15 protein-coding genes are annotated in these 20,321 nt (G+C 66.6%); 6 read left to right on the forward strand and 9 right to left on the reverse strand.

Annotated elements, in window-relative coordinates; all coding sequences use genetic code 11:
- Nucleotides 1-8: 8 nt before the first annotated feature.
- From AB3X95_RS03540 to AB3X95_RS03565, 6 genes are all read right to left on the reverse strand, one after another.
- On the reverse strand, nt 9-1,109 hold the full coding sequence (locus AB3X95_RS03540) for an NAD(P)H-dependent flavin oxidoreductase (protein ID WP_368620684.1): 1,101 nt from the start codon (nt 1,107-1,109) through the stop codon (nt 9-11).
- Nucleotides 1,110-1,503: 394 nt separating this feature from the next.
- Nucleotides 1,504-1,779 carry a DUF1488 domain-containing protein gene (locus AB3X95_RS03545; RefSeq protein WP_176108444.1) on the reverse strand — a complete coding sequence of 92 codons (276 nt, stop codon included), beginning with the start codon at nt 1,777-1,779 and terminating at the stop codon, nt 1,504-1,506.
- A gap of 258 nt (nt 1,780-2,037) precedes the next feature.
- Entirely contained in the window at nt 2,038-3,279 is a 1,242-nt protein-coding gene (gene chrA, locus AB3X95_RS03550; RefSeq protein WP_368620685.1) for a chromate efflux transporter, read from the reverse strand.
- Nucleotides 3,280-3,443: 164 nt separating this feature from the next.
- Nucleotides 3,444-4,484, reverse strand: a complete 1,041-nt coding sequence (locus tag AB3X95_RS03555) for a zinc-dependent alcohol dehydrogenase family protein (RefSeq protein WP_368620686.1) — start codon at nt 4,482-4,484, stop codon at nt 3,444-3,446.
- A gap of 140 nt (nt 4,485-4,624) precedes the next feature.
- Nucleotides 4,625-5,896, reverse strand: a complete 1,272-nt coding sequence (locus AB3X95_RS03560) for an MFS transporter (protein WP_368620776.1) — start codon at nt 5,894-5,896, stop codon at nt 4,625-4,627.
- A gap of 118 nt (nt 5,897-6,014) precedes the next feature.
- Nucleotides 6,015-6,926, reverse strand: a complete 912-nt coding sequence (locus AB3X95_RS03565) for a helix-turn-helix domain-containing protein (protein ID WP_368620687.1) — start codon at nt 6,924-6,926, stop codon at nt 6,015-6,017.
- A 227-nt stretch (nt 6,927-7,153) separates the two neighbouring features.
- Here AB3X95_RS03565 and AB3X95_RS03570 point away from each other — a divergent pair, with 227 nt between their 5' ends.
- Complete coding sequence (locus AB3X95_RS03570) at nt 7,154-8,170, forward strand: alcohol dehydrogenase (protein WP_368620688.1); 1,017 nt, start codon at nt 7,154-7,156, stop codon at nt 8,168-8,170.
- Between the two features lie 134 nt (nt 8,171-8,304).
- On the opposite strand, the gene katG is transcribed toward AB3X95_RS03570, so the two are convergent.
- Nucleotides 8,305-10,563: a catalase/peroxidase HPI gene (gene katG / locus AB3X95_RS03575; protein ID WP_176126042.1), complete on the reverse strand. Its 2,259-nt coding sequence runs from the start codon at nt 10,561-10,563 to the stop codon at nt 8,305-8,307.
- A 544-nt stretch (nt 10,564-11,107) separates the two neighbouring features.
- On the opposite strand from katG, the gene AB3X95_RS03580 reads away from it, so the two are divergent.
- The 5 genes from AB3X95_RS03580 (at nt 11,108) to AB3X95_RS03600 (ending at nt 18,945) form a co-directional block, all read left to right on the forward strand.
- Nucleotides 11,108-12,352 carry a tyrosine-type recombinase/integrase gene (locus AB3X95_RS03580; RefSeq protein ID WP_368620689.1) on the forward strand — a complete coding sequence of 415 codons (1,245 nt, stop codon included), beginning with the start codon at nt 11,108-11,110 and terminating at the stop codon, nt 12,350-12,352.
- Between the two features lie 176 nt (nt 12,353-12,528).
- Nucleotides 12,529-13,176 carry a hypothetical protein gene (locus AB3X95_RS03585; RefSeq protein ID WP_368620690.1) on the forward strand — a complete coding sequence of 216 codons (648 nt, stop codon included), beginning with the start codon at nt 12,529-12,531 and terminating at the stop codon, nt 13,174-13,176.
- Nucleotides 13,177-13,613: 437 nt separating this feature from the next.
- Nucleotides 13,614-14,213, forward strand: a complete 600-nt coding sequence (locus tag AB3X95_RS03590; protein ID WP_368620691.1) for a DUF2760 domain-containing protein — start codon at nt 13,614-13,616, stop codon at nt 14,211-14,213.
- Nucleotides 14,210-16,069 (forward strand): Hsp70 family protein, encoded by a 1,860-nt coding sequence (locus AB3X95_RS03595; protein ID WP_368620692.1) that lies wholly within the window; start codon nt 14,210-14,212, stop codon nt 16,067-16,069. Before AB3X95_RS03590 ends, AB3X95_RS03595 begins: the two co-directional genes overlap by 4 nt.
- On the forward strand, nt 16,066-18,945 hold the full coding sequence (locus AB3X95_RS03600) for an Hsp70 family protein (RefSeq protein ID WP_368620693.1): 2,880 nt from the start codon (nt 16,066-16,068) through the stop codon (nt 18,943-18,945). The genes AB3X95_RS03595 and AB3X95_RS03600 overlap by 4 nt, the downstream gene beginning before the upstream one ends.
- Here the strand turns inward: AB3X95_RS03600 and AB3X95_RS03605 are convergent.
- On the reverse strand, nt 18,942-19,220 hold the full coding sequence (locus AB3X95_RS03605) for a hypothetical protein (RefSeq protein ID WP_176108433.1): 279 nt from the start codon (nt 19,218-19,220) through the stop codon (nt 18,942-18,944). The two genes, AB3X95_RS03600 and AB3X95_RS03605, sit on opposite strands and share 4 nt — an antisense overlap.
- A gap of 141 nt (nt 19,221-19,361) precedes the next feature.
- Entirely contained in the window at nt 19,362-20,204 is an 843-nt protein-coding gene (locus AB3X95_RS03610; RefSeq protein WP_368620694.1) for an EamA family transporter, read from the reverse strand.
- Nucleotides 20,205-20,321 lie beyond the last annotated feature (117 nt).

Here is a 20,321-nt window from a genome sequence, read left to right on the forward strand (position 1 = left end):
CAGACTGCTCAGTTCCACACCGATTGCAGCCGCTCGATACTTTCACGCGTTTCGCGTTCGAGTTGCGCGATCAGTTCGCCGGCGGGCATCGAACGCGCAAGCGGCGCGGCCTGCCCCGCCCATTGCGCGCCGTAGCCGAACTCACCCTTGGCCTTGGCGGCTGCATTGAGTGCCTTGCCGGCGTCGTAGGTGATCGGATAGGAAGGCGTTTGCGGGGCCTGCGGGTCCTCGCCGAGCGCCGTGAAGCGATTGACGATGCAGCGCGCGAGGCGCCCCGAAATGGCCGACGTGAATGTCGTCGAGCGCGCCGCATCGCTGAGCAACGCGCTGCGATAGGCGTCGTCGATCGAGGTTTCCGGGCATGCGACGAAGGCCGTGCCCATTTGCGCCGCCTGCGCGCCCAGCGCAAGCGCGGCCGCGATGCCGGCGCCGTCCATGATGCCGCCCGCCGCGATCACGGGCAGGTCGAACTCGCTCGCCAGCAGACGCGTCAATGCGAACGTGCCGAGGCGCTCGTCGCGCGAGGTCGTGTCGAATATGCCGCGATGACCGCCCGCCTCGATGCCCTGCGCGACGATCGCATCGACGCCTGCTTCGACGGCCGCCGCCGCTTCGTCGAGATTGGTCGCGCTCGCGAGCAAACGGATGCCCGCGTGCTTCAGTTGCGCGATCACCGCATCGGGCGGCAAGCCGAAATGGAAGCTGACGACGGCCGGCTTCTCCGCGAGCAGCATCGCCTGCATCGCGGTGTCGACGACGAAGCTCGTGTAGATCTCCGAGAGCGCTTGCGGCGGCGTCGCGGAGTATTGCCGGAACACCGGTTCGAGCCAGGCGAGCCATGCACGCTCGACGGCCGCATCGGGTGTTGCCGGGCGATGGCAGAACACGTTGATGTTGAACGGTTTCGTCGTTAGCTCGCGGGTCTGGTGGATCGCGCGGCGCGCGTTCTCCGCGTTCATCGCGGCAACGCCGAGCGAGCCCAGACCGCCCGCGTTCGACACCGCGGCCGCGAGCGCCGGCGTGGTGACGCCGGCCATCGGCGCCTGAATGATCGGCTTGTGGATGCCGAGCGTGCGCAGTAACGCGCGATTGTCCGCTTGAGTGCTCATGTTCCCTTCCCACCGGATGCGTTAAAAGGTTCAATGTACCTGCCGGCTTGCCTGCCTGTCAGGCTCCAGCGCGGCCGTGCGCCCGGCGCGCGAGGCCACCGCAGGCGATCAGCCGCGCGCCGGTCACGAAGAATACACGGTGATGATCGGCTCGATCGACAGGTTGGCGAGCAGATGCATAGCCGCCTACCAGACCGGCGATCGGACCCAGCGCGACCAGCTCGTCAACATTGTGCGCCACGCCGATCAACGGCAGCGCCAGACCATACCGATCGCCGGTACAGACGAAACCGTCGCATTCATTTCGCGCTGCGCGCGGCAAACGGATCGACGGCGAGTGCGAGAAGGAGCGCCACCGCGCCAATCGCGTAGAGCACCGGATAATTGCCGCCGGTCACGCGGAGAACCTGAAGAACCCGCTGTGCAGCAGCACGGGCTTCGCGCCGACCTCCTCGAGCAGCTGTTTGGCGGCCTGCTCGATCTGATAGCGGTGCGCGAGGAACGCCTGGACCAGATCGTCTTCGCGCAGCGAGCGCGCGCCGAAGTGATCTTCGAGCGCCTCGGCGGTAATCGCGCACTGCACGGACCGATCGTCGACGTGCGCCGGAAACGCCAGCACCAGATCGCGGGCGCAGTATTCGGGCATGCAGGATGGAAAGGAAATATGCATGGTGACGCCCCCAAGCGCATGAAGTGCCGCGACGTCTCCAGCTTAATCACGCAATCCACCGCGGATTTGACGTACGTCAAGGCAGCGTTCCGCGTCATCAGCGGTGGCGTCGTTTGCCGCGGCCGTGTCGGTACGAAGGTCATTCGCCCGTGCGCGTCACCGAACCCGCATCGGTGTCGTTGCGTCGCGCGGCGGCGTCGCGTCGTGGTGCGGCAAACGCACCGAGGCCGCGTGATCGTCCGTGCGCGATTAGCGCTGTCAGAGCGGGTGCCACACCGTTTGAGCAACGCCGGCCGCCACACACAGCGCGACGACTGCAAGCGGCGGCACTTTCCAGCGCAGCAACAGCAAAAAGCCGATACACGCGACGGCGAAATCCGTCGCCGACAACACCGCGCTCGTCCACACCGGCGAATAGAGCGCGGCGGCCAGCAGGCCGACCACCGCCGCATTGACGCCGGCAAGCGCCGCCGCCATCGCCGCACGCGCGCGCAGCGCCTGCCACCACGGCAATGCGGCGAGCACGAGCAGCAGACCCGGCAGAAAGATGCCCACTGTCGCGAGCAGTGCGCCGCTCCAGTGTCTGGGTGGCAGTGCCATCATCCAGCCGAGAAACGCCGCGAACGTGAACAGCGGTCCGGGTACCGCCTGGGCCGCCCCATAGCCGGCCAGGAAGTCGTTGGGCGCGACCCATCCGGTCGCGACGGTTTCGCGCTGCAACAGCGGCAGCACCACGTGCCCGCCGCCGAACACGAGCGCGCCCGAGCGATAGAACGCGTCGAATACGCGCAGGCCTTGCGAGGTTCCGCTTGCCGCCCATAGCGGCAGCGCGAACAGCAATGTGAAAAACACCATCAGCGCGGCGATGCCTGCCGTGCGCGACACCTGAAAATCGCCGGCCCGCAGAGGAGTGGCGCGTGGCGCTTGCGCCGCCGTGGTCCGGCACAGCGCGACACCGAGCACGGCGCCGGCGCCGATCACGATCAGTTGGGCGTAGACGGTGCCAAGCACACTCAGCAATACGAGCGATGCGAGCGCGATCGCCGCGCGTCGGCGGTCGGGACACAAACGCCGCGCCATGTCCCAAACGGCCTGCGCGACGACGGCCACCGCGACGAGTTTCAGCCCGTGAATAACACCCGTGCCGAACGCGCCGCCCAGGTCCGGCGCGATCGCGGCGAAGGCGAGCATCACGAGTACCGACGGCAGTGTGAAGCCGCACCAGGCGGCTAGGCCTCCGGCCCACCCGGCGCGCAGCAGCCCGATCGAAAATCCCGCCTGGCTGCTCGCGGGTCCCGGCAGAAACTGGCATAGGCCGATCAGGTCGGTGAAGGCTTCGTCGTCGAGCCAGCGGCGCCGCTCGACGAACTCGCGTCGGAAGTAGCCGATATGAGCAATTGGGCCGCCGAAACTGGTCAGCCCGAGCTTCAGAAATGCGCTGAAAACCTCGATAACGCGCGTGAGCCGCGAGCGGCGCGGCGACGACAAAACAGTATCCATGGATGGGCGGGTCGAGCGATGCCGATTTAGCGAGGTGACGGAACCACGGGTCGGCGACAGGGCGTCGTGCGACAGGGCCTCGTGTTTTGACGACGCACAGTATAGAGGTCTGCGGCGCGGCGCACGCGCGCCACGCACCACCGCTCCGGCTCGCCGCGCCCCGCCTAAGACGCTTCGATCAACACCTTCAGCGCGCGCGTGCTCGACGCGCTGGAGAACGTCTCGTAAGCCGAAAGAATATCGTCGAGCCGGAACCGATGCGTGATCAGACGCGTCGGATCGATCCGCCCCGCCTTGACCGTCTTCATCAGCATCGGGGTACTGACGGTATCGACGAGACGCGTCGTAATCGCGATGTTGCGATCCCACAGCTGTTCCAGATGCAGATCGCACTTTACGCCGTGCACGCCGATGTTCGCGATCGTCCCGCCAGGCGCGACCAGTTGCTGGCAAAGCTCGAACGTCGGCGGAATGCCGACCGCTTCGATCACGCAGTCGGCGCCGACCGATTCCGTCAGCTTCAGCACTTGCGCGACCGCATCGGTATGCGCGTTGTCGACGCACGCGGTCGCGCCGAAGCGGTGCGCGACTTCGAGCCGGTTGACATCGGGATCGATCATGATGATCTGCGCCGGCGAGTAGAACTGCGCGGTCAACAGCGCGGCGAGCCCGATCGGTCCGGCGCCGACGATCGCCACCGTGGAGCCCGGCTGAACCTTGCCGTTGAGCACGCCGCATTCGAAGCCGGTCGGCAGAATGTCGGACAGCATCACGAGCGCCTCTTCGTCGAGGCCGGCCGGAATCCGGTACAGACTGCTCTGCGCATGCGGAATGCGCACGTATTCGGCCTGGGTGCCGTCGATCCGGTTACCGAGAATCCAGCCGCCCGTCGTGCAATGCGAATACATGCCGCGCCTGCAGTAGTCACAGCGACCGCACGAGGTAATGCACGAGATCAGCACGTGATCGCCGGCCGCGAGCCCGCTCACCGCGTCGCCGACCTGTTGCACGACACCGACGCCTTCGTGGCCGAGAATGCGGCCCGGCTCGCAGCTCGGCACGTCGCCTTTGAGAATGTGCAGATCGGTGCCGCAGATCGTCGTGCGAGTGACTTTGACGATTGCATCGGTGGGCGCCGTCAGTTCGGGGATCGGCCGTTCGTCGAGCGACTTTTTGCCCGGACCGTGATAAACGAGTGCTTTCATGACGGACTTCTCCTGCGGCCGGAATGAAACAAGATGCGTCCTATTGCATCACTCGCTTACATCATGCGCCCCGGCATGGCGGGCGGCTTGATCTGGGTCAAGCATGTGGGTTCAACTGATTGCGGGCCGCGGCGTCCGAGCTACGAAAACAACGCCGACGCGTCGATGTCGGTCATTTTCTCGAGTTCGTCGCGGCGCGTATCGCACGCTCGCCTGATCGTCGCGCCCTGGGTGATCCACACGGCCAGCGAAATGAACGCGAGGCTACCGAGCGCAACGAACGCCGTCGGGTAGCCGAAGCGGCTGGCGAGCCATCCGCCGAGCAGTGGACTCAGGCAACCGCCGGCGGCTTCCACGCTTTGCACCGCGCCCTGACCGAGGTTCACCCGCCCGCTGCCATGCAACAGGTGCACGACGAGAGCCGGGATCGCGACGCTTTGCAGCCCGGAGCCGAGACCGTCGAAGATTTGCACCGGCACGATCCCCCACTCGGCCGTGATCCATGCCGCGGTCAAGCCGCGCAGCGGCAGCGTGATCAGCGTCGCGAGGATGACCCACCAGAAACCCCAGCGGCGGATCGCGCGGCTCGCGTAGACAGCGGCGCCCAGCATCACGAGCTGGGAAATGATGATATTGGCCGCCGTGATCGCGCTGGCGTCGCGGTGGTGCGCCGCCGCTTGCGCAAGGCTGTAAAGCGGCAGCAGCGTGGAATTGCCGAGGCTGAAGGCGGCCAGCGCGAGCGCGAGCAACAGCAACGGGCGGCAGCGGATCAGCGCGCGCACGCTGTCCGCGCGCACCTGCGAGCGATCCTTGTCGTCCTCGTGCGCGAGGCCGCGCGCATAGTGCCGATGCACCGCGCGCGCGGGAATCAGCAGCACGGAGACAATGCACGCGATGCCGAACGCCGCCCCGAGCGCGAACACCCAGACGATGCCGAGCCACCAGCCGATTGCGCCGGACAAAGCCGCCGCCACGATGTTGCCGGCGTGGTTCGCCACCTGGTTGCGGCCGTATTGCCGGTCGAAGTTTCTGCGGCCGGTCATGCCGAGCGTCAATCCCATTAGCGCGGTGCCCATGACCGAGCCCGCCACTGCCGTGGCGATCTGCGAGAACGCGATCGGCCAGTAGCCGCGCGAGAGCCAGATCACGCACGCGGCGACGACTGTCAGCGCGCTTGCGGCAACCACCACCGCGCGCCGATGGTAAATGGCATCGACCAGCGCGCCAGCCGGGGCCGTCACGAGCACGCTGACGATGGCCCCCAGCGTCAGCACGGTGCCGATCATGTCGGGGCTCCATCCATGCGCTTGCAGATAGATGCCGAGAAAGGGTCCCGCGCCTGCCTGCACATCGGCTGCGAAGAAGCTGACTGCCAGTAAGGGGGTGGTCGGTTTCGTGTTGTGTTCTTCCAGTTTTTTGGCGGGCGCGGGCGATGGGCTTCCATCGATCAGGCGTCCGTCGGGACACTGCGCAAGGCGATCAGCGCATATCCCGCTGGAGCATCGAGCGTGCCTGGGACTGCCGTGAAGGTCACCGCCATTCATTCGGAGCAGCATTTTCTATCGATTTGTCCGATCGACCGGGCGGATGCTTTGGTTGCGGCAATGCATGCTTCGCAAGCAGTTGCTGATGGCGTGCTTCGGTGGCCTCGTCGGCGGGAAACATGGATTCGATGCGCAGTTCCTGCGCGGCCACGTTTTGCGGTGTACCCACGGTCGTGACCATCGAGAAATAGCGCAGCACCACGCCTTCGCTGATGAAGCCGAGTGGAATCATCGGCAGCGTCGCGGGCGTCGTGGAAGAGCCATGATGCGTCTTCCAGTCGCGTGGCACATCGGGATACGCAAGCAGTTCATCGAGTAGACGCTTCGTGTGGGCACCGATGACATGACCCACCGATTCACGATACACGCGTTGCAGCAGGCTTCGCGCGACCTCATCCCAATCGGCCACGAACGGACGCATGCCGAGCGGATCGAAGATCAGATGCAGCATGTTGCGCGGGCCTTCGCGCGCAGCCATGTCGATGAAGCAGTTGAAAAAGCGCGGCGCCGCGTCGTTGCTCATCAGCACGTTCCAGTCGCGGTCCATCACGAGCGCCGGAAACGGCTCATGCTGACGCACGACCCGTTCGAGCGCGCGAACCACGCCGTTCATCTCTTGCGCATTCCACGGCGCTTCCGAATAGACCGGTGCGTAACCGGCGGCAAGCAGCAGCGCATTGCGCTCGCGCAGCGGCACGTCGAGAGTTTGCGCAAGCGTCAGCAGCGTGTCGCGGCCCGGCACGCTGCGCCCGCTTTCGATGAAGCTGATCTGCCGCTGCGAGAAGCCGGCCTCGAGCGACAGATCGAGCTGACTCACGCCGCGCACGTCACGCCAATAGCGCAACAGACTACCGAGATCGCCCGGCTGCACTTTCGGATCGTGACTCGTGACGTTCATCGCTTTGCCCTCCTTTTAATGGACCGAAAAGAACTGCTGCGCGCCATCGAATTGGCGGCGCGATAGCCGAAGAGTAGCGGCGCCCGCGCGGCGCGCCAATTACATCGGATGTCATCGTCATCGGCCAATTGACGGCGGCTTCTTTCTGGCGACCCGCCTGGGCGCGGACTATGATGTTTGAGTTTGTTCCCCTCTTGTCCCGTTCACCACTGGAAAGGAAGAACATCATGCCCACGATGAAAGCAGTCGAAGTGAAGCAGGCCGGCGGCCCGCTCGAACTGGTCGAACGTGAAGTGCCCGAGGCGGGCGCGGGTCACGTGCGCATCAGGATTCAGGCTTGCGGCATCTGTCATAGCGATGTGATGACCAAGGACGGGCTGTGGCCGGGCCTCGCCTATCCGCGCGTGCCCGGTCACGAGATCGCGGGCGTGATCGATTCGCTAGGTGCGGGTGTCGAAGGCTGGCAGCTCGGGCAGCGTGTCGGGGTCGGCTGGCACGGCGGGCACTGCGGCAAATGCGAACACTGCCGCCGGGGCGACTTCGTGCTGTGCAAGTTTGCGCTGATCCCCGGCATCAGCTACGACGGCGGCTACGCCGAATACATGGTAGCCCCCGTCGAAGCGCTGGCGCGCATTCCCGACGATCTGTCCGATGTCGATGCCGCGCCGCTGCTGTGCGCGGGCATCACGACCTTCAACGCGATACGCAATAGCGGCGCGCGCGCCGGCGACGTGGTCGCGATTCTCGGCATCGGCGGCCTCGGTCATCTCGGCGTGCAGTTCGCGCGCAAGATGGGCTTTCGTACGGTGGCGATCGCGCGCGGTCAGGACAAGGCCCCGCTCGCGCAGCAACTGGGCGCGCATCACTACATCGACAGCAAAACGGAAAACGTCGCCGAGAAATTGCAGGCACTGGGCGGCGCGAAGCTGATCCTCGCCACGGTGACGAGCGGCAAGGCGATGACCGCCACGCTCGGCGGTCTCGGCCTGAACGGCAAGCTCGTGATGGTCGGCGTGTCCGAAGAGCCGATCGAAGTGCCGATCGTGCAGTTCATCATGGGACGCAACTCGGTGCAAGGCTGGCCGTCCGGCACCTCGGCCGATTCGCAGGACACGCTCGCGTTCAGCGCGCTCACCGGCGTCAAGCCGATGATCGAGGAGTATCCGCTCGCCGAGGCGGCCCAGGCTTACGATCGGATGCTGAGCGGTCACGCGCGTTTCAGGGTGGTGCTGAAGATGGTCTGAGTCGATGACTGGGAAGGAGACGAAGAAAAAACGCGATTGCCGGCATCCCGGCAATCGCGCTCGATGACTACTCAAAGCTACCTTCGAACACAGCGTCGGCGTGGCAACGAACCACGCGCGCCGCAGTAGCTGGATCAAGCCAGATCGAAACGATCCAGATTCATCACCTTGACCCACGCGGCAATGAAGTCGCGCACGAACTTCTCCTTACCGTCCTCGCTCGCGTAGACCTCGCTCAGGGCGCGCAGCACCGAGTTCGAGCCGAACACCAGATCGACACGGGTACCCGTCCACTTGACCTCGCCGGTCTTCGCGTCGGCGCCTTCGAACGTTTCCGCGGCCTCCGACACCGGCGTCCATTCCGTACCCATATCGAGCAGGTTACGGAAGAAGTCGTTGGTCAGCGTTTCTGGTTTGTCCGTCAGCACGCCTTCCTTGCCACCGCCCACCTTCAGCACGCGCAGGCCGCCGATCAGCGCCGTCATCTCGGGCGCCGTCAACGTCAGCAGTTGCGCCTTGTCGATCAGCAGCTTCTCCGCCTCCACCGGGAACTTGCCGCCCAGATAGTTGCGGAAGCCGTCGTGGACCGGCTCGAGCGCGCCGACCGATTGGACGTCGGTCTGATCCTGCGACGCATCCATGCGACCCGGCGAGAACGGCACCGTCACCTGCTGCCCGGCGTTCTTCGCAGCCTGCTCGATGCCGGCACTCCCCGCCAGCACGATCAGGTCGGCGAGCGAAATCTTCTTGCCGCCGGACTGCGCACCGTTGAACTCGCTCTGGATGCCTTCGAGCACCTTCAGCACCTTCGCGAGCTCGGCAGGCTGGTTGACGGCCCAGTCCTTCTGCGGCGCGAGCCGGATGCGCGCGCCGTTGGCGCCGCCGCGCTTGTCCGAGCCGCGGAACGTGGAGGCCGATGCCCACGCGGTCGTGACCAGCTGCGACACCGACAGTCCGGACGCGAGGATCTTCTGCTTCAGCGCCGCGACGTCCTTGTCATCGACGAGCGGGTGATCGACGGCCGGAATCGGGTCCTGCCACAGCAGTTCTTCCGCCGGCACTTCCGGGCCCAGATAGCGGGCGCGCGGACCCATGTCGCGGTGCGTGAGCTTGAACCACGCGCGCGCGAACGCGTCGGCGAACTCGTCCGGGTTGTCCATGAAGCGCCGCGAGATCTTTTCGTAGATCGGGTCTAGGCGTAGCGACAGGTCGGTCGTCAGCATCGTCGGCAGCAGTTTTTTCGACGGGTCGTGCGCGTGCGGGATCGTGGGCTCCGCGCCCTTCGCAACCCACTGATTCGCGCCGGCCGGGCTCTTGGTCAGCTCCCACTCGTGGCCGAACAGGTTGTGGAAATAGCCCATGCCCCACTGCGTCGGCGTCGAGGTCCACGTGACTTCGATACCGCTCGTGATCGTGTCGCCACCCTTGCCGGTGCCGAAGCTGTTGCGCCAGCCGAGCCCCATCTCCTCGAGACCGGCACCTTCCGGCTCCGGACCGACGTTCTCGGCGGGCCCCGCGCCGTGCGTCTTGCCGAATGTGTGGCCACCGGCGATCAGCGCGACCGTTTCCTCGTCGTTCATCGCCATGCGGGCGAACGTTTCGCGGATGTCGACCGCGGCCGCGAGCGGATCGGGATTGCCGTCCGGGCCTTCCGGGTTCACGTAGATCAGGCCCATCTGCACCGCGCCGAGCGGGTTTTCGAGGTTGCGTCCGGGCGGATCGGTGCGGCTCTTTTCGGTGCCGTGCAGTTCTTCGTCGGCGACCAGCACGCCTTCGTCGTCTTCCCTGCCGGCCGCGCCCTTGCCATAGCGCACGTCGCCGCCGAGCCAGGTCTTTTCATTGCCCCAATAAACGTCCTGATCCGGTTCCCACGTGTCCTCGCGCCCGCCGCCGAAACCAAATGTCTTGAAACCCATCGTTTCGAGCGCGACGTTGCCGGTCAGGATCAGCAGATCGGCCCACGAAATTTTCTGGCCGTATTTCTGCTTGATCGGCCATAGCAGCCGGCGCGCCTTGTCGAGGCTCACGTTGTCCGGCCAGCTGTTGATCGGCGCGAAACGCTGCTGGCCGCGCCCTGCGCCGCCGCGGCCGTCGCCGATGCGGTAGGTGCCGGCGCTGTGCCATGCCATACGGATAAACAGCGGTCCGTAGTGGCCAAAGTCAGCGGGCCACCACGGCTGCGAATCGGTCATCAGCGCGGCGAGGTCTTTCTTGAGCGCGTCGTAGTCGAGGCTCTTGAATGCCTCGGCATAGTTGAAGTCCTTGTCTAGCGGATTGGAGCGGTTGGAATGCTGGTTCAGCAGATCGACGCGCAATTGCTTCGGCCACCAGTCTCGAATGGTCGTCCCGCCGCCGGCGGTGTGGATGAACGGGCACTTTGCTTCGTTTGACATGCGTTCTCTCCTTTGGAGGATGTCTCCGTTGTCGATCGGAGTCGGTGCGAAGCACTTTCTCCAATCCCATGCAAGGTACTTGTTATGCGTTTGTCATCCTGTCAGGCGTCCGTGGCAATTTGACGATCGAGGAACCCGACAGTCGGCCGAATGATTCGGCAGTGCACTCATGAAATCCAGGGTTGAAGGAAACGCAGCCGGAGTCTCTAACAGATGACTCCGGCCGACGCGCCACTCCTATTCGAATATAGGCGAGGGCAAAGTTCAATAGAATTCGAATCCGGCAATGCCGGTAATAGATCGCGACTATAGCGGCAACAATCGCGCGGCGCGCTCCATTACTGTATGCCGATCGATCGTCGCTGCGTCGAAGCTTGAGCGCGCCCCGCTGTTTTGCGCCAGGCGCGGCCTACTGTGTGATAGGGTTTCGCGTTTCATCAGCAACAGAATGGGCACTGTTTTCTTTTCAGGCAAACGCTTCGGACAACGCCTGAGCGGAGCAGAATGACGCCAACCGGCGTGCGCCCGAGGAGTGTCCCGAACCGTGTCCAAAGCCGTGCCGAAAGCTGCCCCGAATGCTGAGCTCGCCACCGTCCAGCCCGTCGAATCGCTCGTCGTGCCGGAACTGCTCGATGGCCGCGACGGCACCAATCGCGGCGCGGCGGAAAACTCCCAGCTATCGGCGCGCAACGACCTCGACGCCGTGCGCGCGTGGCTCTCCAATTACGCCGACACCAAGACCACCTTCGACAACTACCGCAAGGAAGCCGAGCGGCTGCTGCTGTGGGCCGTCGTGCAGCTCAACAAGCCGCTGTCGTCGCTGACGCACGAGGATCTGCTGCTGTTCAAAGCGTTCATCGCCGATCCGCAGCCGGCCGCGCGCTGGGTGTCGGCGAACGGCGGCAAGTACGCGCGCGGCGACACGCGCTGGCGGCCGTTCAACGGGCCGCTGTCGCCGGCCAGCCAGCGCCAGGCGCTGATCATCCTGAACGCAATGTTCACGTGGCTCGTCAACGCGGGCTATCTGCGCGGCAATCCGATGGCGCTGCTGCGACAGCGCGCGAAGCGCTCGGCGCCGCGCGTCACGCGCTATCTGTCGACGTCGCTGTGGGACGAAGTGAAACTGTTCGTCGAGCAGTTGCCGCAAGATACCGACGCGCAGCGCGCGTACTACGCGCGCTGCCGCTGGCTGACCACGCTGTTCTATCTGCAGGGCATGCGCATTTCCGAGGTCGCCGGCGGGCAGATGGGCCAGTTCTTCCGAAGGCTCGGCGCCGACGGTCAGGACCAGTGGTGGCTTGAAACGCTCGGCAAGGGCGACAAGGAGCGGATCGTGCCAGTGTCGGCCGAACTGGTTCAGGAACTGCGCAGCTACCGGACGCTGAATGGCCTCGCCGCGCTGCCGACCCGCGCCGAGGAAACCCCGCTCGTGCTGCCCTTCAAGGGTCGCAACCGCTGCCTGTCGCGCTCCGCGATTCACGACGCGATCAAAGGCATCTTCGCGGGCGCGGCGATGTGGCTGCGCGCGCGCGGCCCCGAATTCGCCGATCGCGCCGACGAACTCGAGCGCGCGTCGGCGCACTGGCTGCGGCATACGGCCGGTTCGCATCAGGCGGACGGCGGCGTCGATCTGCGCACGATCCGCGACAATCTCGGCCACGTGTCGCTGAATACGACCAGCCTTTATCTGCACACCGAGGACGACGCGCGCCATACCGAGACCGTCAATCGGCACCGGATGAACTGGCACGACGCGAAGTCTAAAGAAGGCAATCCGGGCGGCAATTAAGCGCGGATCGGAGCCCCGGCTGCGCACGCGCAATGGCGCATGCGTTTTCGCCTGCGCGGTTTTCGCCTGCGCATTCACCAACTAATTTTCCCGATCGGCGATTCGTATCTCAAGAACGCAAAACGCCTGGCCGTTAAAAGGGCGTCGCTCGACAAATAAACAAGACAAACCGGGGAATGAAGTTGAAAAAGATCACCAAGGCGCTGTTGGCGTCGGCTGCGTGCGCGAGCTTTCTCGCGGGCTGCGCGACCAGTGGGCAAGGCCAGCTCGTCAGCGGCCCGAACCGCCCTACCGAAGCGACCGTGACCGCGTATCAGCCGTTGCCCACCGATGTGTACGTCGCGAATGTGGTCGACCGCGACGTGGTATTCGTCGGCGGCGATACGTATATCTGGGTCGTCGGCCGGGACGGCGTCCGGCAGCGCCAGTTCTATGCGCATGGCGATCGTCGCGCGGAGGTTTTCCATCGCCGTGAGGAGTTGCGTCGCGTGATGGCGAGCCATGACGGTCATCTGCCGGAGTATCCGGGTGATGCGCGTGCGCCGCTCGCGCGCCCTGCCGGTCCCGCGCCGGCGATGGCCGCGCACGGAGAGCCGCCGCGCGCCCACAGGCACGCCACCGGGCCGCTCAGGCCTGCGCGCGTGACAGCCGCGCACGGGCAACCGCGCCTTGCCAACATGCACGCCGCCGGGTCGGTCAGGCCTGGACGCTCGATGGCCGCACACAGACAACCGCGCCGAGGCGACATGAAAGTCGCCGGGCCCGTCACGCCCGCGCCGGCACCATCGGGCAAGCGGGTACCGAAAGAGCCGAGCAAGTCGTAACGTCGCCGACATGCGCATCATCGCGTAAGCGGCAAGACTGCGCGGGGAGCGGCTGGCAAGCGGCCGGCCTCTCGCGCCGGTCCGCCAGCAGCAAGCCGAAACCCGCTCCCAAAGCAGCTCCGCACACCGCCCCTTCCCCCCAACTCCCCGCCATTCCCACCCCATTGCCCGCTAGAATTGCCGGCTTTGCCCGCGTCGGGCGCGCCGCAAGGCAAAATACGGGTTTTGCGCGCGCCGCACGCGCGGCCGGCCCGGTTGCGAAGCGTCCCGGACCGTCTGGCGGCCCGGCGGTTGCATGATCATCGCCCAAGGCTCGCGCCCCCTGCCGCGCGCCGACCCGCAACATCACAGCCGCGCCCGGCCCGTCAGCTTCGCTGCCCGGCGCACGTGGCGCGGCGAGGACCGCTCGTCCCTAACAGAGCAGATCAGGAGCCTTTATGAGCGATTCGAACCCATCCTTCCTCGGCCGGATTTCGCTGGCCGTGGGCACGTTTTTCCGCATTCTCGGCGATGGCGAGTTCGCCGCCGACGTGCAGCGCCTGCGCAACGGCGAAAAGTTCGGCGCGGCCCCCGCGCCCACCACCGCCGCCGCGGCAACCCCGGCACCCGCCCCCGCCCCGCAACCGAAGCCGCAACCCGCGCCGGTGCTGAAGGAGGCCACCCCCGACGCCGCGCTGCAACTGCTCGGCCTGCTGCAGCGCGACGCGCGCTTCATCGATTTCGTCGAGGAAGACATCAAGGCCTATAGCGACGCCGACATCGGCGCGGCCGCGCGCCTCGTGCACGAAGGCTGCCGCGCGACGCTGCGCGAGCACTTCACGATCCGCCCGGTGCGCGACGAAGCCGAAGGCAGCCGCGTGACGCTGCCCGCGGGCTTCGACGCGAGTTCGGTGCGTCTGACGGGCAACGTGGTCGGCAGCGCGCCGTTTAGCGGCAGCATCAGCCATCGCGGCTGGCGCGTCGACGAGGTGCGTCTGCCGAAGCTCGCGGACGGCCATAACGCGAAGGTCATCGCACCGGCGGAGGTGGAGCTATGAGCGACGCACGCTATTCCATCGGCATCGACCTCGGCACCACGCACTGCGCGCTGTCCTACGTGGACACGCACGCGAGCGACGGCGAGAAAACCACCCAGGAGGTGCTGTCGATCGCGCAGCTGACGGGCCCCGGCGCAATCGACAGCCTGCCGCTCCTGCCATCGTTCCTGTACCTGCCGCATCCGGACGAACTGGCCTCCGGCGACCTGTACCTGCCGTGGACCGGCCAGCGCGAATTCGCGGTCGGCGAATTCGCGCGCAATCGCGGCGCCGGCACGCCGATCCGGCTCGTGTCGAGCGCGAAAAGCTGGCTGTGCCATCCGGGCGTCGACCGTCGCGCGGGCATTCTGCCGAACGACGCGCCGCCCGAAGTCACACGCGTGTCGCCGCTCGAAAGCTCGGTGCGTTATCTGACGCACCTGCGCGAGGCGTGGGACCACGCGCATCCGGACGCGCCGTTCGGCGAGCAGGACGTCACGGTGACGATCCCCGCGTCGTTCGACCCGGCCGCGCGCGAACTGACCGCGGAAGCGGCCGAGGCCGCCGGCTTCACGCGCATGACGCTGCTCGAAGAGCCGCAGGCGGCGCTCTATAGCTGGATCCAGAAGAGCGCCGGCCAGTGGCGCAAGCAGGTCAAGGTCGGCGACATCATCCTCGTCGTCGACGTCGGCGGCGGCACGACCGACCTGTCGCTGATCGCGGTGATCGAGCGCGACGGCAATCTCGAACTGCATCGCGTCGCGGTCGGCGATCACATCCTGCTCGGCGGCGACAACATGGACCTCGCGCTCGCGCACGTGGTCGCGCGCAAGCTCGCCGCGCAGGGCACCCAGGCCGACGCGTGGCAGCTGCGCGCGCTGACCTACGCTTGCCGCGCGGCGAAGGAAACACTGCTCAGCGACCCCGCGACCGACACCGTGCCGCTCGTCGTGCCGAGCCGCGGCTCGAAGCTGATCGGCGGCTCGATCCGCACCGAGCTGACGCGCGCCGAGCTCACGCAGACGATCCTCGACGGCTTCTTCCCGCAGGTCGACAGCGGCGCGCATCCGGTGAGCCGCGCGCGGGTGGGTCTGACGCAGCTCGGTCTGCCCTATGCGCAGGACGCGGGTATCACGCGGCATCTGGCGGCGTTCCTCGGCCGTCAGGTCGGCGCGCTCGCCGAACTCGAAGGGCTCGGTGAAGCTGCGGCCAATGCCGCCGCGCAAAACGCGAGCTTTCTGCATCCGACCGCGGTGCTGTTCAACGGCGGCGTGTTCAAGTCGACGCTGCTGGTCGAGCGCATCATGAGCACGCTGAACGGCTGGCTCGCGGCCGAAGGCGCGGCGAGCGCGCGTCTGCTCGAAGGCGCGGACCTCGATCTGGCGGTCGCGCGCGGCGCGGCCTACTACGGCTACGTGCGACGCGGCCGCGGCGTGCGGATTCGCGGCGGCACCGCGCGCGCGTACTACATCGCGATCGAATCGGCGATGCCGGCCGTGCCGGGGCTCGAACCGCCGGTGCAGGCGCTGTGCGTCGCGCCGTTCGGCATGGAGGAAGGCACCGACGCCGAGCTGCCCGCACAGGAGTTCGGGCTGGTCGTCGGCGAGCCCGTGCATTTCCGCTTCTTCGGCTCGTCGGTGCGTCGTCAGGATCAGGTCGGCACGCTGCTCGAATACTGGGGCCCCGAGGAGTTGCAGGAACTCGAGGAAATTCAGGCGACGCTGCCGGCGGCCGGCCGCACCGCCGGTGAAGTCGTGCCGGTGAAGCTGCACGCGCGCGTGACCGAAGCGGGCACGCTCGAACTGGAGGCGATCCCGCGCGGCTCCGACGAGCGCTGGAAAGTCGAATTCGACGTGCGCGGCAACCCGAATGCGTGAGTGACATGAAGCGGTACAGCGTCGGCATCGATCTCGGCACCAGCAACACGGTGCTCGCGTACGCGGAAGCAGGATCGCAGCAGATCCGCGTGTTCGAGATCGAGCAGCTGGTGAGCCCCGGCGAGGTCGCCGCGCGGCCGCTGTTGCCGTCGGTGCGCTATCAGGCGGCCGACGGCGAGCTGAGCGCGGCCGATCTGCAGTTGCCGTGGTCCGCCGGTGCTCGGGCAGCGTCGGGCCAGGGCAAGGACGCCGGGCAACCGGTCGTGGTCGGCCGGCTCGCGCGGCTGCTCGGCGCGCAAGTGCCCGGGCGGCTCGTCGCGAGCGCGAAAAGCTGGCTGTCGCACGCGTCGGTCGATCGCGTCGCGCCGATCCTGCCGTGGGGCGCACCCGACGACGTCCGCAAGATTTCTCCGCTCGATGCGAGCGCGAGCTACCTCGCGCACGTGCGCGCCGCGTGGAACCAGCACTTTCCGAAGGCGCCGCTCGAACAGCAGGACGTCGTGCTGACGGTGCCGGCGTCGTTCGACGAAGGCGCGCGTGCGTTGACCGTCGAAGCGGCGCGGCTTGCGGGGCTGCCGTCGCTGCGGCTGCTCGAAGAGCCGCAGGCCGCGTTCTATGACTGGCTGTTCCGGCATCGCGACACGCTTGCCGACGAGTTGGCGCACACCCGGCTCGTGCTGATTTGCGACGTCGGCGGCGGCACCACCGACCTGACGCTGATCGAAGTCGGTGTGACCGACGACGGCGAGCCGCGCCTGACGCGGGTCGGTGTCGGCAATCACCTGATGCTCGGCGGCGACAATATGGACCTCGCGCTCGCGCATCTGGTCGAGGCGCGGCTGTTGGGTGGTGCCGGTGGCGCTGGGCAGGCGCCGCAGCGGCTGTCGGCGGCGAGCCTGTCGCAGCTGGTCGAGCGATGCCGCGTCGCGAAGGAGCAGTTGCTCGGCGCGCAGGCGCCCGAGGCGGCGCCGGTCACGCTGCTCGGCGCCGGCTCGAAGCTGATCGGCGGTGCGCGCACCACCCAGGTCACGCGCGACGAGGTCGAGAAAATCATCGTCGATGGCTTCTTTCCGCGCGTCGCCGCCGATCAGCGACCGGGCCGCCCGCGCGGCGCGATCGTCGAATTCGGCCTGCCGTACGCGACCGATGCGGCGGTCACGCGGCATATCGCGGCCTTTCTCGAACGCTTCGCCGCGCAGTCGCGCAAGGCCCTCGGCGCGCACTTCAGCACGCCGGACCCATCCGGCACAGCCGCCCTGCCCGTTCCCGACACGCTGCTGCTCAACGGCGGCGTGTTCCGCGCCGACGCGCTATCGCGGCGTCTCGCCGACACGCTCGGCGGCTGGCGCGGCGCGCCGCTCCATGTGCTGCACAACGACAACCCCGACGTCGCGGTCGCGCGCGGCGCGGTCGCCTATACGCTAGCGCGCGCCGGCTTCGCGCCGAAAATCGGCGGCGGTTCGCCGCGCAGCTATTTTCTGGTGCTCGACGAAACGCCTGCCGGCAAAGACGTTGCCGAACCGGACGCAGCGCCCGCGCAACGCGGCATCTGCCTGCTGCCGCGCGGCACCGAGGAAGCTCACGAGATTCTGATCGAGGATCGCACGTTCGCACTGCGGCTCGGACATCCGGTGCGCTTTCACCTGGTGTCGTCTAGCGCGGACACCGCATATCGGCCTGGCGAGCTGGTCGATCTCGCGGGCGGCGACTTCGTGCGCCTGCCGCCGATCGCGACGATCGTCCAGCCACGCGACGGCCAGCGCGCCCGCGAAACCGCGGTGCGCATCGCGACGTCGCTGACCGAGGTCGGCACGCTCGACGTGCATTGCATCGAGCTCGACGATCCATCGCAACGCTGGCTACTCGAATTCCAGCTGCGCCACGGCGACGCGCAAGTAGACCTATCCGCCGATGGCGCGCCGCAACGCCACCCGGCGCTCGATCGCGCGATCGAACTGATCGACCGTTGCTTCGGCGCCCGCGCGCATAACGTCGACCCCAAGGAAATCAAACGCCTGCGCGCGCAGCTCGAACATCTGCTCGGTCCGCGCGATGGCTGGGGTAGCGCATTGCTGCGCGAGCTGTTCGGCGCGCTGTGGGAACGCGCGCGGCGCCGGCGCCGCTCCGCCGATCACGAGCGGCTGTGGCTGAATCTGGCCGGCTATTGCGTGCGCCCCGGCTTCGGCTATCCGCTCGACGAATGGCGCGTCGAGCAACTGTGGACGCTGTTCGACGACGGCATTCAATACGTGACCGACAGCCAGGTGTGGTCCGAATGGTGGACGCTGTGGCGCCGCGCGGCCGGCGGTCTCGGCGAGGACGCACAGTTGCGCGTGCTCGACGCGATGGACTATCTGCAGAAGGCCGCGCAATCGCGTCACAAGCTGCCGTTCGATGTCGCGAAGACCGGCTTCGCCGATATGGTGCGCCTGTCCGCATCGCTAGAACGGATTCCGGCGGAACGCAAGATCGAACTCGGCGAGGCGGTGCTCACGCGCTTGAAAAAGCCCGCGGAAAACCATCAAAGCTGGTGGGCAGTCGGACGGATCGGCGCGCGCCAGCCGTTCTACGGCAGCGCGCACAGCGTCGTGCCACCCGAGGTCGCCGCGCAATGGCTCGACGCGATCCTCGCGCTCGACTGGAAGAAGGTCGACCCGGCCGCGTTCGCCGCGGTGCAGATCGCCCGCATGACCGGCGATCGCTCGCGCGATCTGCCCGACGAACTGCGCGCGAGCGTCGTGCGACGCCTCGAAGCGGCGAGCGCGCCGCGCGCCTGGATCACGATGGTCAGCGAAGTCGTCGCGCTCGATAACGCCGACGAAGGCCGCGTGTTCGGCGAATCGCTGCCGGTGGGGTTGAAGCTGATCGGCGGCTAGAGCGTTTGGCGCTGCGCGAAGCTCAGCACCGCTCGCGCCGCGTCCGGATTGTCACGGTCCTCGAGGCTTTCCGCGAGCAGAGCGCGAAAGACCGGCAACTTGTCCTTGCCGTATTGGAGCCCAAATTCGCACAGCACTTCGGCGATCGCCGCTTGCCGGCTGTCGGCGCCCAGCGTGCTCGAAATGTGCGAGCTGCCGCGCGCCAATTCGAGCAGATAGGTCGAGCGGTAACGGTTCTTTTCGGCCTGTCGGCCGGATCGGGGTCCACGGGGCATCGTTGTTTTTCTCTGCCATTGTCGAACCCGCTATCTATCAGTCAAAGCTGAAGGAAACCTTAGGACGAATCGCGCATGGTTTGCTTGCCACCCGTCACATCAAGGCAAGCCGGCGATGAACGACCCGCATCCTCTCTCTCGTCAAAGCCCCAGACATGCCGCTCCAGCCGCAACGACCAGGCAGGCGAGCCAGCGCCCGCCATTGACCGCTTCCCCAAGAAACACCCGCCCGATCAGCACCGCGAACACCACGCTGGTTTCGCGCAACGCCGACACCGCACCCATCGCGCCCGACTGCAGCGCCCAGATCACGATGCCATACGCCGCGATCGACACCAAACCGCCGACGAGCGACGAGCCCACCGACAGCGGCTCGGCACGTACCGGTGTCCATAGCGGCGCGAGGCCGCGCATTGCGACGAACAGCAGCGGCATCAGCCAATAGAACAGGAACATCCACGCGGTGTAGGTCAGCGGCTGACCGTCGGACAGTCTCACGCCGATGCCGTCGATCAAGGTATAGAGCGCAATCGTCGCACCAGTCGTCAGCGCGCTCAGCACGCCCGCGCGCGACACGTGCCGTCCCTGCAACGCGATCGCGATGATGCCGCCCGAGATCATCGCGATCCCGAGCGCGTGCAACGGGCCGATCGCTTCACGCGCGAACAGCGCCGCGCCGAGCGTGACGAGCAGCGGCGACGAGCCACGCGCGATCGGGTACGCGAGCGCCAGGTCGCTGCGTCGATACGACCGCACGAGGCTCACGTTGTAGAAGATATGCACGAGCCCCGATGCAACGAGGTAGGGCCAGCAGGCGCTGGCTGGCAACGGATTGACCAGGACGACGAGCGTGGCGACCGCCGCGATGGCGATGCTCATCCAGGTCATCGACAGGAACCGGTCGCGGTTGCCGTGCAGCATCGCGTTCCAGCTCGCGTGAAGCATCGCAGCAAAAAGCACGATGCCACCGGTATAACTAAGCATGGGGTTTTGAGGCCGAGAGTGGGCGGGAAAGGCATTAGCGGTACAACGGGAAGGATATCTATCTTGTCGTGGCCCCTCAAACCAGATAAATTGGCCGCCTGCGTTAGAAAAACTCTT

The sequence above is a fragment of the Paraburkholderia sp. BR13444 genome, from assembly GCF_040948755.1.
GTDB lineage: Bacteria > Pseudomonadota > Gammaproteobacteria > Burkholderiales > Burkholderiaceae > Paraburkholderia > Paraburkholderia youngii.